General features: G+C 31.9%; 15 protein-coding genes. 4 read left to right on the top strand and 11 right to left on the bottom strand.

What is annotated here, in order from left to right; translation table 11 throughout:
- Positions 1 to 17: 17 nt before the first annotated feature.
- Positions 18 to 419: a TerB family tellurite resistance protein gene (locus tag N4A42_RS03990; RefSeq protein ID WP_294070184.1), complete on the bottom strand. Its 402-nt coding sequence runs from the start codon at positions 417 to 419 to the stop codon at positions 18 to 20.
- Between the two features lie 469 nt (positions 420 to 888).
- Between N4A42_RS03990 and N4A42_RS03985 the strand changes: the two genes are divergently transcribed.
- Positions 889 to 1,131: a DUF1456 family protein gene (locus N4A42_RS03985; protein ID WP_294070211.1), complete on the top strand. Its 243-nt coding sequence runs from the start codon at positions 889 to 891 to the stop codon at positions 1,129 to 1,131.
- An 82-nt stretch (positions 1,132 to 1,213) separates the two neighbouring features.
- Here the strand turns inward: N4A42_RS03985 and sucC are convergent, their stop codons facing one another.
- Entirely contained in the window at positions 1,214 to 2,407 is a 1,194-nt protein-coding gene (gene sucC, locus N4A42_RS03980; RefSeq protein WP_294070181.1) for an ADP-forming succinate--CoA ligase subunit beta, read from the bottom strand.
- Between the two features lie 275 nt (positions 2,408 to 2,682).
- On the opposite strand from sucC, the gene N4A42_RS03975 reads away from it, so the two are divergent.
- Together N4A42_RS03975 and N4A42_RS03970 are read left to right on the top strand one after the other, a co-directional pair.
- A complete protein-coding gene (locus tag N4A42_RS03975) occupies positions 2,683 to 5,376 on the top strand; it encodes a prolyl oligopeptidase family serine peptidase (RefSeq protein ID WP_294070179.1) in 2,694 nt (897 codons plus the stop codon).
- A gap of 103 nt (positions 5,377 to 5,479) precedes the next feature.
- Complete coding sequence (locus N4A42_RS03970) at positions 5,480 to 6,205, top strand: hypothetical protein (RefSeq protein ID WP_294070177.1); 726 nt, start codon at positions 5,480 to 5,482, stop codon at positions 6,203 to 6,205.
- 9 nt (positions 6,206 to 6,214) lie between these two features.
- Here N4A42_RS03970 and N4A42_RS03965 read toward each other — a convergent pair whose 3' ends face one another.
- The 8 genes from N4A42_RS03965 to N4A42_RS03930 form a co-directional block, all read right to left on the bottom strand.
- The gene (locus tag N4A42_RS03965) at positions 6,215 to 7,636 is read right to left on the bottom strand and encodes a M20/M25/M40 family metallo-hydrolase (protein WP_294070175.1); all 1,422 of its coding nucleotides are present in this window, start codon (positions 7,634 to 7,636) and stop codon (positions 6,215 to 6,217) included.
- Positions 7,629 to 8,507: a PPK2 family polyphosphate kinase gene (locus tag N4A42_RS03960; protein ID WP_294070173.1), complete on the bottom strand. Its 879-nt coding sequence runs from the start codon at positions 8,505 to 8,507 to the stop codon at positions 7,629 to 7,631. Before N4A42_RS03960 ends, N4A42_RS03965 begins: the two co-directional genes overlap by 8 nt.
- Positions 8,508 to 8,701: 194 nt before the next feature.
- Positions 8,702 to 9,865, bottom strand: a complete 1,164-nt coding sequence (locus N4A42_RS03955) for a sigma-54 dependent transcriptional regulator (RefSeq protein WP_294070171.1) — start codon at positions 9,863 to 9,865, stop codon at positions 8,702 to 8,704.
- A gap of 6 nt (positions 9,866 to 9,871) precedes the next feature.
- Positions 9,872 to 10,696 (bottom strand): mechanosensitive ion channel domain-containing protein, encoded by an 825-nt coding sequence (locus tag N4A42_RS03950; protein WP_294070168.1) that lies wholly within the window; start codon positions 10,694 to 10,696, stop codon positions 9,872 to 9,874.
- 3 nt (positions 10,697 to 10,699) lie between these two features.
- Positions 10,700 to 12,013, bottom strand: coding sequence for an ABC transporter permease (locus N4A42_RS03945; RefSeq protein WP_294070165.1), 1,314 nt, complete (start codon positions 12,011 to 12,013; stop codon positions 10,700 to 10,702).
- A 2-nt stretch (positions 12,014 to 12,015) separates the two neighbouring features.
- Positions 12,016 to 12,942, bottom strand: coding sequence for an ABC transporter ATP-binding protein (locus tag N4A42_RS03940; RefSeq protein ID WP_294070162.1), 927 nt, complete (start codon positions 12,940 to 12,942; stop codon positions 12,016 to 12,018).
- A 320-nt stretch (positions 12,943 to 13,262) separates the two neighbouring features.
- Positions 13,263 to 14,378, bottom strand: coding sequence for a molecular chaperone DnaJ (gene dnaJ / locus N4A42_RS03935; protein WP_294070159.1), 1,116 nt, complete (start codon positions 14,376 to 14,378; stop codon positions 13,263 to 13,265).
- 84 nt (positions 14,379 to 14,462) lie between these two features.
- Positions 14,463 to 15,008, bottom strand: coding sequence for a nucleotide exchange factor GrpE (locus N4A42_RS03930; RefSeq protein ID WP_294070156.1), 546 nt, complete (start codon positions 15,006 to 15,008; stop codon positions 14,463 to 14,465).
- 174 nt (positions 15,009 to 15,182) lie between these two features.
- Between N4A42_RS03930 and N4A42_RS03925 the strand changes: the two genes are divergently transcribed.
- A complete protein-coding gene (locus N4A42_RS03925) occupies positions 15,183 to 15,836 on the top strand; it encodes a YceI family protein (RefSeq protein WP_294070153.1) in 654 nt (217 codons plus the stop codon).
- A gap of 50 nt (positions 15,837 to 15,886) precedes the next feature.
- Here N4A42_RS03925 and N4A42_RS03920 read toward each other — a convergent pair.
- A partial coding sequence (locus N4A42_RS03920; protein ID WP_367172492.1) for a TIGR01777 family oxidoreductase occupies positions 15,887 to 16,795 on the bottom strand: 909 nt, incomplete at its 5' end.

Below are 16,795 nucleotides of genomic sequence, written 5' to 3'. Positions count from 1 at the left end.
TAAGAATACAATAATAATTAGTTATACTGAACCTTAAATATATCAATTAAAAAATCTGGTGGAACAATTTTATTAGGAAAACTATCCATAAGATCTAATACACGATTAATAGACTCATGACTTAAGCCCATTCGTAATCCAAAATTATGAATTTTAGCTAGCTGCCTTGGAGAAACCTTATGATCTACATTCATTAGTAGTACCAATCTATGAAACTGAACAATACGTTCGCTATGAGATTTTAAATGGACATAAGTTACAGGATGCTCAAAAAGATATTCAAAATCTTCTTTAGATATATCTAATTGTTTAGCTATACTGAATAAAAAATTATATTCAATAGACTTTATATTTTCATCTGATTGTGCAAAAGCAATCATCTCAGAAAGTAAGCTCAATTTTTCGGCACGATTGATCATTTATATGTAGGAATTAGGGTATTTATTTTATACTGTAAAGTTAAATAGGTACATTATTTTATTGTCGTAGATATGATGTATCTTGTCGAAAAATTAAATGTACTTAGTCGGAATTATTAAACGTTTATCAAACCAAAAAGCCAATAATAGCATAAAATTAAAGCATATTTCATTAATTATCACGTTATTATTTTCAACCAAAAACACCGCTCAAAGCGCTGTTTATAAAGAGATTATACTATTTACAACCAAAATAAATCAACTAAACATGTTAAAAACTATTTAGGTGTATTTACCAAAAGATTATAAAAATTCTAGAATAAGATATTCTTTAATTTATTATGCACGATATTTAATATTTACTTGATAATGCTTTATAATTAATAATACCGCTTTGACTTAGAACATTATCAAAAATTCATAAAAGATTATAAATCAAAGATTTCCTTGAAAAAGGAAATGAAATTTCATTTCAATGACAAATAACGATATTTTTAAAAAACTTAGAGTAGCTCATAAGCTAAGAGACGAGGACATTGTAAAAATTCTTGAGCTTGTAGATTTTAGAATTTCAAAAAGTGAACTTAATGCTTTTTTTAGACGAGAAGATCATCCAAAATATATGGAATGTGGCGATCAGATTCTTCGTAATTTTCTTAACGGATTAATTGTTCATTTAAGAGGGCCTATGCCAAAACCTAAAAAAAAATAGATTAACAACCCTTAACATTAATTAATAAAAAATGCGTCTTTTAAAAAGACGCATTTTTTATTAATTATATAATTCTAAACTATTAAGAAAGTACTTCTTGTACTTTATCAGCAGCTTCTTGGAATTCAGTTGCACTTAATACATCTAAGCCAGAATTGTCTATTAATTCTTTAGCGATGTCTGCATTAGTACCTTGTAAACGCACAATGATTGGTACTTGAATAGCGTCTCCCATATTCTTATAAGCATCAATAACACCTTGTGCTACTCTATCGCAACGTACAATACCACCAAAGATGTTAATTAAAATAGCTTTTACGTTAGGATCTTTTAAAATGATTTTAAAAGCAGCCTCTACTCTAGCAGCATCAGCTGTACCACCAACATCTAAGAAGTTTGCTGGATCACCACCTGCTTGCTTAATTAAATCCATAGTAGCCATTGCTAAACCAGCACCATTAACCATACAACCAACGTTTCCGTCTAAGTCTACATAGTTAAGTCCTAACTCACCTGCTTCTACTTCAATTGGGTTTTCTTCTCGTTTGTCACGTAATTCCGCTAAATCTTTATGTCTATATAAGGCATTATCATCTAAAGTTACTTTAGAATCTACTGCCATAATTTTATCATCACTTGTTTTTAAAACAGGATTGATTTCAAATAAAGACGCATCAGATTTTACATAGGCTGTATATAATGCTGAAACAAATTTTGTCATTTCTTTAAACGCAGTACCAGACAATCCTAAATTGAATGCTACACGACGTGCTTGAAAACCTAAAAGTCCTAAAGCAGGATCTATTTCTTCTGTGAAAATTAAATGCGGTGTTTCTTCAGCAACTTGCTCAATATCCATACCTCCTTCAGTAGAATACATAATCATATTCTTTCCTGTACCTCTATTTAAAAGCACAGACATATAGTATTCTTCTGGTTCATTATCACCAGGATAATATACATCTTCAGCAATCAATACTTGGTGTACTTTTTTACCTTCAGCAGATGTTTGAGGTGTCACCAAATTCATACCTATGATTTGATCTGCTAATGTTTTTACCTCATCTAAGTTCTTAGCAAGCTTAACTCCTCCGCCTTTTCCACGTCCACCAGCATGAACCTGAGCTTTAATAACATGCCAACCAGTGCCTGTTTCTTCAGTTAATTTCTTAGCTGCTTCTACAGCTTCATCAGCACTTTGAGCAACAATTCCTCTTTGAATGCGTACTCCAAAACTGCTTAGTAATTCTTTTCCTTGATATTCGTGTAAATTCATTTGTTATCTGAAATTTATTTGGTGTCACAAAAATACACATACACATAGTTTAAACCAATTATTTTTTGTATCGATTTTTCTTTAATCTAATTGGAGTGTATTTTGGCTTATTTAGATTTTTAAATAGAAAAATATCTTGCCTTATATAAAATGTATGTATTATAAAGACACAATGCTAATTACATCTCTTTTTTATACCTTTAACCAACCATAAATCTTTTACCCTTTAAAAGAATAGTAATCAATCAAATCCCCTCATATTAATTATAAATAACATGAATAAATTAATACATTACTTTTTCATCACTTTTATTTTAATCCCTTTTTCATTAAAAGCTCAAGATGTAAAAGACCCTTCTCGTTGGACTCCTAAAGACATTATCAATACAGAATATGTAAGATCTGTATCTATTTCACCAGATAATTCTATGGTTGTTTGGACAAAACGAAAAGCAGTTAAAGATAAAGATCGTTTTGTTTCGGATATTTATTTAACACGATTAGACCTTAAAGAAGATGACGCTTATAAGACCATTCAACTCACTAACGGAAAGGACAATGACTACAGTCCTTTATTTTCTAAAGATGGTGAATATATTTATTTTTTATCTTCTAGAGACAAAGGTAAAAAGTTATGGAAATTAAGCATTTATGGAGGTGAAGCCAAAGAAGTAAAAGAGTTTAAAAACGGAATTTCTAATCTTCAATGGAAAGATAATAAAACCCTTTTGTTTCAATCTAACGATGGAATAACATTATACGAATCTAATAATGAAGAAAAAAAGGATAATGTCGTAATCGTTGAAGACTCTTTGCATTGGAAACCAAACCATATTTATGCATTTCATATTAAAGATAAATCTATAAAAAGATTAACCTCAAATAAAAAACCACTTTCAGGTTATCGTATTTCTAAAGACGGAAAATGGTTAGTTTATGGTGTACAACGAAACATTAGTTATGCATCTGATGCGCAGCGCGATCCTTATCAATATTTAAAAAACCTGGAAACAGGTAATACCACGAGAATACTATCTGAATTTGGTTATCCTACTTATGGTTTTAGATTTACAGATGACAACAAAGGATTTTATTTCTCGTCCGAATATGGCTCAAACCCAGAATACAATGGCTCTGGAATCAATGAACTTTATTATTTTGATTTACAATCTAAAGACCATACTAAAGTTGATTTAGATTGGGATTTAGGGCATGCTGGTGGTTACCATGTTGCTGGTAACGATATCATCGTTTCATTAGCTAATAGAACTACCAGAAGATTGGCTTATTATAAAAAGAACGGTAACTCTTGGACTAAAAAGAAAATTAACTTAGATGAAAAGAACGACCATGTATCTATAAACTCCATTTCCAAAGATGGATCTAAAATTGTTTACAATTATTCAACCGCTTCTCGTTTGCCTAGTTTTCATGTAGCGGACTTAAAGGAACATAAATTTTCTAATGAAAGTGAACTCGTTAAACTAAATAAAAACCTTTCAAAAAAATCAATTACAAAAAGTGAGGTGATGGTTTGGAAAGGCTACAACAATGAAGAAGTGACAGGTATCCTCTATTATCCAGAAAATTATGTTGAGGGCAAAAAATATCCTTTAATGCTTTCTATTCATGGCGGACCAGCAAGTCAAGATTTAGATTTATGGTCTGAGCGTTGGAGTACCTATCCAAATTTATTAGCTCAAAGAGGCATGTTTGTTTTAAAACCAAATTACCACGGTTCTGCTAATCACGGACTTTCATATGTTGAGAGTATTAAAGAAAATTACTATGAGCCAGAAATGGAAGATATCATTAAAGGAATTGAGGTTTTATCTAAAGAAGGTAAAATAGATAAGAATAAGTTGGGTACAATGGGTTGGTCTAATGGTGCCATAATAACAACTATGTTAACTGTTCGGTATCCAGATATGTTTAAAGTTGCTGCACCTGGTGCTGGTGATGTTAATTGGACCTCAGATTATGGTACTTGTAGATTTGGAGTAAGCTTTGACCAGCATTACTTTGGTGGCGCACCTTGGGATGATGTAAATGGAAAAACATATAACGAGAATTATATCTTAAAATCTCCTTTATTTGAAATTGAAAAAATTAAAACTCCGACCATAATATTTCATGGTAGTGCAGATAGAGCTGTTCCTAGAGATCAAGGTTGGGAATATTATAGAGGCTTACAACAGGTTGGCAAAGCACCTGTTAGATTTCTTTGGTTTCCTGGACAGCCTCACGGTTTAGGGAAAATTACGCACCAATTACGTAAAATGAATGAAGAAATTACGTGGATAGAAACCTATTTGTTAGATAAACCAAAAACTGATAATGAAGCTTTTAAAAAAGGAAGTCCTTTAGACCATATTATAAAATTACAATCCGTAAAAAAGACTAATGGCTTATACGGAGAGGAAATAAATAGAATTTTAGTACCAGAAACAGTAGCTCTTAAAAAGGATTCTATTTCCATAGGAAGATTTGAAGTGACCAATGCTCAATTTAAAGCCTACAGAAATAATCATAATTATGAAATTGGTAAGGATAACCATCCTGTTGTTGTATCTTTAAATGAAGCCAAAAACTATGTTGATTGGCTTTCACAACAAACTGGTAACACTTACAGACTTCCTTCAGAAAAAGAAGCAAAAGCGTTTCATAAATCTGCTAAAAAAGTAGCCGCTAAAGAGAATACGCTAAATTATTGGGCTGGTTATAATCTAGTACCAAGTGATTATGAAAAATTAAAAACGAAGCTTAATGCTAAAACTTACTTACTAAAAGAAGTTGGGCAATACAAATCTTCAAAAATTGGAGATGCATTGGTCTATGATATTGGAGGTAATGTTGCTGAATATTATGATAATGGCATATATGGCTATAGTGCTTATGATTATTTTGACCCGAATGATGCTGAAAACATCAAAAGTAATTACGTAGGAATTAGAGTTATAAAAGAGTAATGAACGGTTTTGATATTGTAATGGTTATCGCAGTTATCCTTTTCGCAAGATTAGGAATTCGACTGGTATCTAAATACATAAAAATAAAACAAAAATAAAAACCATGATTAACGTTTTTAGTAAAATTAGAAAAAAGCTATTCTCTAATAAGGTAGGTAGCTATTTACTATATGCTGTTGGTGAAATTATTTTAGTAATGATTGGTATTTTATTAGCGCTTTACGTTAATAATTTAAATGAAGAAAGAAAATTAAAAAATAGTATAAATGCTAATCTTAGAACCATAGCCTATGATATGGAAGCAGATACATTATCTGCTAAAAATATTATTCAATTCTATAAAACCAACATTGAAAACAGCAATAAAATAATTAAAGGCGAAATTACTAAGGACAATTATACAGATTGTATAGCATGTTTAAATTTAGTAACCATATATCAACCATTTACAATTCAGAATAAAGGTTTTGAACAATTAAAAACTTTAACAGAACTAAAAGGCACTAAAAAAGATAGTCTCATAGCAGATATTACAAGGTTTTACTCGGTTTACACACCTTTAGTTGAAAAGAACAATAACCGAATGGAAACCATTGTAATGAAAAATTTTAGTGATTTTGAAAAGTTTCCGTGGTTTATTGATTTAGCTCAAAACAAACTAACAGATGAAATTATAAGTTATTTTACAGAAAGTGACGATTATAAAAAACGCGTCGCTTCCCATAGAATGCTTGCGACGATAAATAACCTAACAATCACTCAAAAATACAAAGATGATGCTACCGAATTGATTGATAGGATTTATAAAAGAATTAATAAAGATGAATAAAAACAGCTTTTAATCTTTTATTTTCTTCGCTTCTAATTTTGTCTCAACTCCATATTTATCTATCAAATACACTAAAGCAGTCATGGTAGCAGCACCTAACTCTAGCTCACGCTTATTAACATGTTCAAAAGTATCATTAGCAGCATGATGATGATCAAAATAACGTTGAGAATCTGGTCGCAAACCTGCCAATAAAATACCATCGCTTTTTAACGGACTAATATCTGCACCACTATAACCTTTTTCAAAATAATGAATTAAATAGGGTTTAAATAATGATCGCCAAGTATCAATTTTAGAAAGCATTAGGTCACTCCCTTGAAAACCAAAACCCCTTGGTGTAAATCCGCCTGCATCACTTTCTAAAGCAAAAATGTGCTTTTCGCCTTTTTCTTTGGCAACTTCAGCATATTTTTTGCCACCTCGCAAACCGTTTTCTTCATTCATAAATAATACTACACGTATGCTACGTTTTGGTGTTACACCACTTTCTTTTAACAATCGTAACACATCCATAGATTGCACTACTCCTGCTCCATCATCGTGTGCTCCATCACCTAAATCCCATGAGTCTAAATGACCTCCAACAATAATATATTCATCAGGAAACTCACTTCCTGTAATTTCACCAATAACATTATAAGACTGAACATCATCAAATTGTTGACAACTCATTTCAAGAAAAAACTCAAGATTTTTATCCTTTTTTAAAGCCTCACTTAGTTTTACAGCATCATTTGTACTAATTGCTGCTGATGGAATACGCTGCTCTACTGGCAAATCACCATAACTCATACTACCTGTATGCGGATAATCATCCTGTCTAGAGCTAAGCGAACGCACTATTGTACCAACTGCTCCATATTTTGCAGCTTCGTAAGCACCTCTGTATCGTTCTGAAGAACAACCGCCATAAGCTTCAAAAGTATTAATAAGTTCAGGTTGTAAAGCTCTATTAATAAATACTATTTTACCCTTAACTTTTGCTTCACCGAGTTTTTCTAAATCGTTATAGCTATTCACTTCTATAACTTGTGCTTTTAGTCCTTTTTCTGCTGTAGCTATTGAACCTCCTAATGCACAAATATTAACTTTATTAAGTTCTCCTTTGGTTTCAAAATAAGCCATTTCTTTTTCGCCTCTTACCCATTTAGGAACCATAACTGGTTGAAGCCAAACTTTATCTAAACCTAATTTTTCGAGTTCTCTCTTGGTGTATTGTACAGCAAGCTCTGCATTAGTTGAACCAGATAAACGTCCACCAATAGTGTTAGACAAATACTCTAACCATTGATAAGACATACCATTGGTTAATGAAGTTGTATATACGGCTTTTAAAATGGCTTCGTCTGACTGAGCTCTCAACGAAAAAGAAATACAAAAACAACTCAACAATAAAATTCTTGCTGTAACTTTTAGGATGCTATTCATTTTCTAATTCTTGTTTATATAAATCTATATTGGCTTTTTCTTTACCAGGAAGTTCTGGTTCTTTAATATCTGAATACGTCTTTAATGTATCGTACAAAATTTTAGCAACCAAATATCTTGCTGTAGGTTTATCATCTGCAGGAATGTTAAACCAAGGTGCATGTGGTTTAGAACTTCTATTTAAAACATCTTCGTAACAGTCTTGGTATTTATCCCAAAGCTTACGTTCTTTTAAATCATCTGCTGAAAACTTCCATTGTTTATCTGTTCTTCTGAGTCGTCTTAAAAGTCTGTTTTTCTGCTCATCTTTAGAAAGATTTAAAAAGAATTTAAAGATGATGGTTCCGTTATCAGCAATATGCCTTTCAAAATTATTAATTTCTTCAAATCGTCTGCTCCAAAATGCTTCATTAACATCATCAACACTATCTATTCCTGGCATGTTTTCATACATTAAATATTTTGGATGCACTCTTGTTACCAAAACATTTTCGTAATGTGTTCTATTAAAAATTCCGAATTTACCTCGTGCTGGTAATGCAATATAGTGTCTCCAAAGATAATCGTGCTTTAACTCTAAGTCTGTAGGTTTTTTAAAACTATGAGCTACAATACCTCTTACATTAAACTCTTTAAACACCTCACGGATTAAACTATCTTTACCAGCAGTATCCATACCTTGAATACAAAACAAAACAGAATACTTTCCATGCGCATACATCGCATTTTGAATTTCTGCTAAGTCCTCGCTTACCTCTCGCAAAGCTTCTTTTAATTCATTTTTATCAGCTTTTAAATCTAATTGTGTCGGTAAATCTTTGATATTGATTTTAGATGAGATTCTAAAATCTTCTATGTTGATGTTTTTCATAATCTAAATTAAACTTCTAATATAATGAAGATTTTATAGACTTGTAAAATCTGATTTACTACAAATTTCTGATTCTTTTGTACTAAACCTACTTGTACTAAACTTGTTTTCAGTATTTCATAATGAGTTTCATACTAAAAAAAGACCCTGAAATAAATTCAGGGTTATATTAAATTATATTTTAATCTTTTAGTTTATTTTGAAGCGAACGCTTTTACATCGCTCTCACTCACTTCTTTTCCTCCTAAAATAATTAAACGTTCTACAACGTTTCGTAGTTCTCTAATATTTCCTGTCCAGTCATAATTTTGAAGTAGTTTTATAGCTTTATCAGAAAAGGATTTTTTAACATTACCTTGCTCTTTAGAAATTTTATTAGCAAAGTAATCTACCAATAAGGGAATATCTTCTCGTCTATCATTAAGCGCAGGAACTTCAATTAAAATCACTGCTAACCTGTGGTATAAATCTTCACGGAATTTACCATCTGCTATTTCTTTCTTAAGATCTTTATTGGTTGCAGCAACAACTCTAACATTTACTTTTATGTCTTTATCGCTACCTACACGTTGAATTCTACTTTCCTGTAAGGCACGTAACACTTTAGCTTGTGCAGACAAACTCATATCACCTATTTCGTCTAAAAAAATAGTACCGCCATTTGCTGCTTCAAATTTACCAGCTCTATCCTTATTAGCAGATGTAAATGCGCCTTTTACATGACCAAATAATTCACTTTCTATAAGCTCACTTGGTATTGCAGCACAGTTAACTTCTATCATTGGACCTTTAGAACGTTCACTTTTTTGATGCAACCAATGTGCAACCAACTCCTTACCTGTTCCGTTTGGTCCTGTCACCAAAACACGAGCGTCTGTTGGTGCCACTTTATCTATCATGTCTTTGATACGAGCAATGGCATCACTCTCGCCTACCATTTCGTAGTTTTTACTTATTTTTTTCTTAAGCTTTTTATTTTCTACTACGAGTTCTTTTCGGTCTAAAGCAATACGTACTGTGTTTAATAATCGGTTTAAATCTGGTGGTTTTGAGATATAATCAAACGCTCCCAATCGCATTGTATTAACAGCTGTATCCAAATCTCCATGACCAGAAATCATTACCATAGGAATTTCTGGTTTTATTTTCTTTACAGCTTCTAATACTTCTACTCCATCCATTTTTGGCATTTTGATATCGCACAACACCAAATCGAAATCATCTTTCTTAATTTTTTCAATTCCGACCAATCCATCTTCTGCCTCTTCAACCTGATAGCTGTCATTTTCTTCAGATAGTATTTTTACCAATACTCTGCGAATTGCAGCTTCATCTTCTATTATTAATATTTTAGACATATCTTATCATTTACTTTTTATATGAATATCCCTTTGAGGAAAAGGTATTTCAATACTATTTTCTTTAAATGTATTATATATTTTGTAACGCAATTGACTTTTAATTAAAGGCACATTAAAGCTATCTCTTATGTAAAAATGTAACCTAAATTGTAGTGCACTATCACCAAAATCTTCAAAAAAAACATTGGGTTCAGGACTGTTTAAAATAGCGTCTTCTTGCATAGCTATACCTAACAACATTGCTTTTACCATATCAACATCTGTACCATAAGCAACACCAACGCTTACAGATTCTCTAGTTGTTACATCGTTCTGCGTCCAATTGTACAAGATTTCACTAAGAAATTTATGATTAGGAATTACCAGAATCTTATCGTCATTAGTAATTGCTTTGGTTGTTCTAAGACTTACTTGTGTTATCTTACCTACCTTGTTATTAATCTCTATAATGTCATTTACTGTTACTGTCCTATCGATTAAAATAAATATTCCTGAAATAATATCTTGAAACAACTTTTGCATCCCTAAACCAACACCAACAAATAGTGCTGTTGATGCTGCTATCAATGCTGTTATTTTAACACCCGAACTATCTAAAGTAGAAACAATAACGACTGAAAAAATTATGTACTTTAAAAATGTAAATACTGTTTTAAAACGGTTTTTATCGTCCTCATCTAGCTTTTTAGTAGCTATAATTCTAATAAATCGAAGTATAAAATGCGTTATTAGTAAAACGAATATTAAGACCAATATAGACTTTACAGAAATACTAATTTGCTCACCAAACGTAAATTTATAATTTATAAGAGTACTTAATTTTTCCATTGGTTAATACTTTAACCATTTAAAGAGTTCTTTGTACGTTGGCTTTTTACCATACATTAAAATACCAACTCTGTAAATCTTAGCAGCAAACCATACGGCAAACATAAATGTTCCAATAAGTAGAAGTATAGATAAGCCTTGTTGCCATAAAGGTACACCAAACGGAATTCGCATTAACATAACAACTGGTGATGTTAGAGGAATAAATGAAAACACCGTTGAAACCGTTCCATGAGGATCTTCAATAACGGTAAATACACCAACGTAAACTGCTAAAATTAAAGGCATAAGAATTGGCAACATAAACTGTTGGGTATCGGTTTCGTTATCTACTGCTGCGCCAATGGCAGCATATAAAGAACTGTACAATAAATAACCACCTATAAAGAAAAACATAAAGGCAATCACCAAGTTTAAAATTGGCAAATGACTTATACCAGTAATTAAATTTTCTGCCATGGCTTGGGCTCCCTCAGCTTGCATAGCCTGATTTACTATTTCTTGTTGTGGTGTAGATGCTTGAGACATATCAATACCAAAAATTGCAGATACAACAACCATTAAAACACCTCCTAAAATTAGCCAAATGACAAATTGGGTTAAACCAGCTAATGAAGTTCCTATAATTTTACCCAACATTAACTGAATAGGTTTAACTGACGAAATAATGACTTCAATAATTCTACTGGTTTTCTCTTCAATAACACTACGCATTATCATATTACCATATATAATGATAAACATAAACAGTAAGTAACCAGCTAGTCCACCAAAAGCTAGTTTTATAATGTTATCTATTTTAGAACTCTTCTCACCATCAAAGCTTTCTTGAGCAATATCTACATTGGTTTTAGACGCCTCAATTTGCGCAAGAGTAACACCGTCTTTTTGAAGTTTCATTTCACGAAGACGCTTCTCTATTTTACGCTCTATGCCAGAAATAATAGTTAATGATGGTGATTCTTCTGAATAAAACTTAATGTTATTAGATATATCATCTAAAGCATCTACTTTAACAATATGTAGTAAACCATATGCTTCGGTTTCTTTTACTAAAGTCTTAGCGTCTTCTAGATTAAAATCGGTTAAATTATTATAGGTTGTGTTGTCTGTATTTTGAAACACCTCTTTTAACAAACCTGTTTCATCTAAGACAGTTATGGTACGTTTTTTATCATTATTTAATTGCGATAAATAAGCAACAACAGCTATTAGCGCAATCATAATTAAAGGACTTAAAAACGTCATTACAATGAATGATTTGTTCTTTACCTTTGTTAGGTATTCTCGTTTTATAATTAGTGGTAAATGATTCATTCTTAATTGTTTTTTACCGTTTGAATAAAAATATCATTTGCTGTTGGTATAACTTCCACAAAATGATGCACTTCTGCTCTAGATGCCAAAAATGATAACAAATCATTAGAAGATATTTGCTCATCTATTTTAATATTGAGTTTAATGTCATCATTTAAATTCTTGAATGTTGCCGGAAGCACTTCAAACTTATTTTTTATTTCTGCTAAGACAGAATCACTATTACTAGACTGCAATCCTACTTCGAAAGTATTTGTTCTATATTGACGTTTTATGTCGTTGAGCTTACCATCTAATATTTTATTAGACTTATGAATAAGGGCTATATGATCGCAAAGCTCCTCAACAGATTCCATACGATGTGTAGAAAAAATAACTGTTGCTCCTTCGTCTCTTAGCTGTAGGATTTCGTCTTTAATTAAGTTTGCATTTATAGGATCGAAACCAGAAAATGGCTCGTCAAAAATTAAAAGTTTTGGCCTATGAAGTACCGTTACTATAAATTGAATTTTCTGAGCTTGTCCTTTACTAAGCTCCTGGATTTTCTTATTCCACCAATCACCTATCTCTAACTTATCAAACCAATACTTCAATCTGCTTTTAGCTTCGGATTTAGACATGCCTTTAAGCTGCGCCAAATACAAAGCTTGCTCGCCAACCTTCATAGATTTATATAAACCACGCTCTTCTGGCAAGTAACCTATATCTTTTATATGTTCAGGCATTAAAGCTTGTCCATCTAATTGAACACAACCATCATCTGGCATTGTAATTTGGTTAATGATTCGGATTAATGTTGTTTTTCCTGCACCATTTGGTCCTAACAGCCCAAATATACTGCCTTTAGGTACGGCAATAGAGACTTTATTAAGTGCTTTAAATTTTCCGAAACTTTTAGAAACGGAATCAGCAACTAATAAGTTATTCATATAATTAGCGATTTTTTATAAAAGGTTAGTTCGTAAATATATTAAATGTAAAACGTTTTGAATAATTATGCGATGCTATTTCTGAAATATTTGACTAGGAATAGTGCTTTAAATCTATTTCGTTTAAAAGTAGAATTAGTAAACATCTTCATTTTTGAATGTATCTAAAATACTTTTTAAAATTGAATCTCACTAAAAAAACAAAACCCACCCTTATGGTTAGATAAGGATGGGAAAAAATTGCTATGAAAAAGAAAAATTACCGCTAATTAGCATTAGCGATAATTCAAATATAGTATTTTTATTTAACATATGCTTTTTTATGAAAACATATCTTTTACCTTTTCAAAAAAAGATTTATCAGAACTTTCTGGCTTGGGTTGAAAATGCTCGTCTTCTCTCATATTTTCAAAAAATTCTTTCTGTTTTTTATTCAAAGTCTTTGGTGTCCAAACATTTACATGCACCAATAAATCTCCTTTACCATAACCATTAATACTTGGTATTCCTTTTCCTCTAAGTCTTAAAATTTTTCCAGACTGTACACCAGCATCAATCTTTATTCTCACCTTGCCAGTAACTGTGTCTATTTCTTTAGATGTGCCTAAAACAGCGTCTGGCAAACTCACATACATATCGTAATGCAGGTTATCTCCTTCGCGTTTTAATGTTGGATGATCTTCTTCTGAAATAACAACTAATAAATCTCCAGAAATCCCATTTCCTGGTGCATCATTTCCTTTTCCAGTTACTTTAAGCTGCATGCCATCAACTACACCAGCTGGTATTTTTACAGAAACTGTTTCCTCAGCAACCTTTAAACCATGTGCATCAGCATCTGACGGTTTTTTATCAATGGTTTGACCTGCTCCTCCACATGTTTGACATGCAGAAGCGGTTTGCATTCTTCCTAAAATGGTATTAGTAATTCTGGTTACTTGCCCAGAACCATTACAAGTACTACAAGTTTTATATGTGGTTCCTGGTGCCTGAACTTTACGCTTTACTTTAATCTTCTTTTCTACTCCATTGGCAACTTCTTCTAGAGATAATTTAACACGTATTCTAAGGTTACTTCCTTTAACAACACGTTGTCTTCCACCTCCACCAAAGCCGCTAAATCCGCCTCCGCCAAAAGCACCACCAAATATATCACCAAACTGACTGAAGATATCATCCATATTCATTCCACCTCCGCCAAAGCCTCCTGATCCATCAAAGGCTTGGTGACCAAACTGATCGTAACGTGCTTTTTTATCTGGATTACTTAAAACTTCGTAAGCTTCAGCAGCTTTTTTAAATTTTTCTTCAGCTTCTGTATCATCAGGATTTTTATCTGGATGATACTTTAAAGCCATCTTGCGATAGGCCTTTTTTATTTCTGAATGTGAAGCACCTTTACTTACTCCTAATATGTCGTAATAATCTTCTTTCATATGCATTGCCCACGAAAGTGGGTATCTTTTAATAGTTTTCTATTCAACCCTTTAACATTGCTCAGGGTGGCAATAATCTTTTAATTAAGCTTGACCAATAACTACTTTTGGAAATCTAATAACTTTATCTCCTAGTTTGTATCCACGTTCTACAACATCAATAATCTTTCCTTTTAAATCATCACTTGGCGCTGGTATTTGTGTTACAGCTTCATGATTATCTGCATTAAAAGTATCTCCTTTATTAACTTCAATCTTAGACAAACCTTTTTGTTCTAAGGTATTTAAAAGCTTGTTATAAATTAACAGTACTCCTTTACGTAATTCCTCAGCTTCTTTATCTTCTTCAATATGCGTTAAGGCACGCTCAAAATCATCTAGCACAGGCAACATAGCTAACATTACACCTTCACCTGCAGTTTTAAACAGTTCTATACGTTCTTTATTGGTTCGTTTTTTATAGTTTTCGAACTCAGCAAACAAACGCATAAACTTATCTTTCTCTGCAACTAACTGATTTTGCAATTGTTCTTCTGCTGATCTTTCTTCTTTTGGCTCTTCTGCAGTGGCTGTTGCTGTATCTTCAACTTGCGGCTCTTCTACCTCTTTATTTTTATCTTTTTTACTCATGTTGAGTTATCTATTTTTTGAATTCTGAATTTAAATCTACGATTTAGGGTTGCAAAAGTACTGCCATTATTATAAAAATGTCAAAATGTCATTAACATTTTTTTAATACAGAAACTGATTATCTAATTTGTAACTTTGTTTCTTAAAATAAATTCAAACAAAATAACACTAAACATGAAAACATCATTTTTTAAAATTATGGCTTTAGCAGCTTTCGTATCGCTTTCTAGCTGTAAAGATAATGCCAAAGAAGCTGAAACTACAGAAGCTGAAGAAGCTGCTGTTGCTAAAGTTGAATCGGTTACATATAAAGCAGATATAGATCAATCTACAATAAAATGGGAAGGATTTAAGCCAACAGGATCTCATTTTGGTACTCTTGCACTTAAAGATGGATCGGTTTCTGTTAACGATGGAGTTGTAGAAAGTGGTAAGTTTGTTATTGATATGACTAGCATTACTGTAACTGATATACCTGCTGAAGATGAAGGCAATGCTGATTTAAAAAATCACTTAAGTGATGGTGATTTCTTTGACGTAAAAGGTTTCCCTACAGCATCATTTGAAATTACTGGTGTAGATACTAAAGAAGGTAAAACAATGTTATCTGGTAATTTAACAATTAAAGATGTTTCTAACAATATCAGCATACCAGTAAAAACATCTGTTGATGGTGACACCATGACTCTAAGAAGTGAAACATTTACTATTGACCGCTCTAAGTGGAATATTAAATATAAATCGAAGTCATTTTTTGATAATTTAGGTGATAAATTTATTAATGATGAAATTGAATTAACGATTAATGTTGTGGCTAATAAAGCCTAAGCAGACAACTTAATATCATAAAAAGCACTTACAAAAATGTAGGTGCTTTTTTATTTTAACAAATCCTCCAAGGCTGGTCTTAGGTTGGCAAACCTAAAATGAAAGTTTTTTTCCTCTATTTTTTTAGAGCTGACGCGTTGGCTTTCAAATAATAGAATATGCATTTCGCCTAAAATGAGTTTCATTACAAACTTTGGAATATTAGGCAAAATTAAAGGGCGTTGCAATACACTTGCTACTATTTTAGTAAACTCTTTATTGGTAACTGTATTTGGTGCAACTCCATTATAAACACCTACTAATTGATAATCTACAGCATAAATAAACATATCTGCTAAATCTTGTACGTGTATCCAACTTTGCCATTGTTTACCATCACCAAAAGCAGCACCTACACCAAGCTTTATGGGTTTTATAATTTCTGGTAAAGCACCACCTTTTTTTGCTAAAACTAAACCAATTCTAATCTTTGCGACTTTACAACCCAATGCTTTAAAACCATCTGTTGCTTCTTCCCATCGTTTTACAACATTACCCAAAAATGAATTAGATACTTCAACACAATCTTCTTCATAATAGTTGGTTAAACTTATAGGATAAATACCTATCGCACTTGCCGAAACCACATACGCTACCTTAAAATTATGCGCTTTTATAGTGTCTTGTAATAACGTTGCGCTTTTTATTCGGCTTTCCAAAACTTCTTTCTTATAAGCCTTTGTCCAACGTTTAGATATAGATGCACCTACTAAATTTATAATTACAGAAACACCTTCAAAGCAGGCATAATCTATCTCATTATTATTGGGATTCCAATAAAATCCTTTATAGTTATTTTGCTTGCTTAATTTAGATTTTGAAGTCGTTAAATAATGAACATTAATGCCTTTAGCATGACATTGTTTAACTATATTTTGTCCTATTAATCCTGTTGCTCCTGTGATTAAAACAATCATTTT

This window comes from Winogradskyella sp., from assembly GCF_025210595.1.
Lineage (GTDB): Bacteria > Bacteroidota > Bacteroidia > Flavobacteriales > Flavobacteriaceae > Winogradskyella.
The sequence above is the reverse complement of the archived record's forward strand: the minus strand, read 5'-3'. Positions and strand labels throughout refer to the sequence as shown.

Coding starts and splice junctions, on each gene's coding strand:
- N4A42_RS03940 (WP_294070162.1), bottom strand. CDS start 12,942: ATGAATAACTTATTAGTTGCTGATTCCGTTTCTAAAAGTTTCGGAAAA.
- N4A42_RS03930 (WP_294070156.1), bottom strand. CDS start 15,008: ATGAGTAAAAAAGATAAAAATAAAGAGGTAGAAGAGCCGCAAGTTGAA.
- N4A42_RS03970 (WP_294070177.1), top strand. CDS start 5,480: ATGATTAACGTTTTTAGTAAAATTAGAAAAAAGCTATTCTCTAATAAG.
- dnaJ (WP_294070159.1), bottom strand. CDS start 14,378: ATGAAAGAAGATTATTACGACATATTAGGAGTAAGTAAAGGTGCTTCA.
- N4A42_RS03965 (WP_294070175.1), bottom strand. CDS start 7,636: ATGAATAGCATCCTAAAAGTTACAGCAAGAATTTTATTGTTGAGTTGT.
- N4A42_RS03990 (WP_294070184.1), bottom strand. CDS start 419: ATGATCAATCGTGCCGAAAAATTGAGCTTACTTTCTGAGATGATTGCT.
- N4A42_RS03975 (WP_294070179.1), top strand. CDS start 2,683: ATGAATAAATTAATACATTACTTTTTCATCACTTTTATTTTAATCCCT.
- N4A42_RS03955 (WP_294070171.1), bottom strand. CDS start 9,865: ATGTCTAAAATATTAATAATAGAAGATGAAGCTGCAATTCGCAGAGTA.
- N4A42_RS03960 (WP_294070173.1), bottom strand. CDS start 8,507: ATGAAAAACATCAACATAGAAGATTTTAGAATCTCATCTAAAATCAAT.
- N4A42_RS03945 (WP_294070165.1), bottom strand. CDS start 12,013: ATGAATCATTTACCACTAATTATAAAACGAGAATACCTAACAAAGGTA.
- N4A42_RS03925 (WP_294070153.1), top strand. CDS start 15,183: ATGAAAACATCATTTTTTAAAATTATGGCTTTAGCAGCTTTCGTATCG.
- N4A42_RS03950 (WP_294070168.1), bottom strand. CDS start 10,696: ATGGAAAAATTAAGTACTCTTATAAATTATAAATTTACGTTTGGTGAG.
- sucC (WP_294070181.1), bottom strand. CDS start 2,407: ATGAATTTACACGAATATCAAGGAAAAGAATTACTAAGCAGTTTTGGA.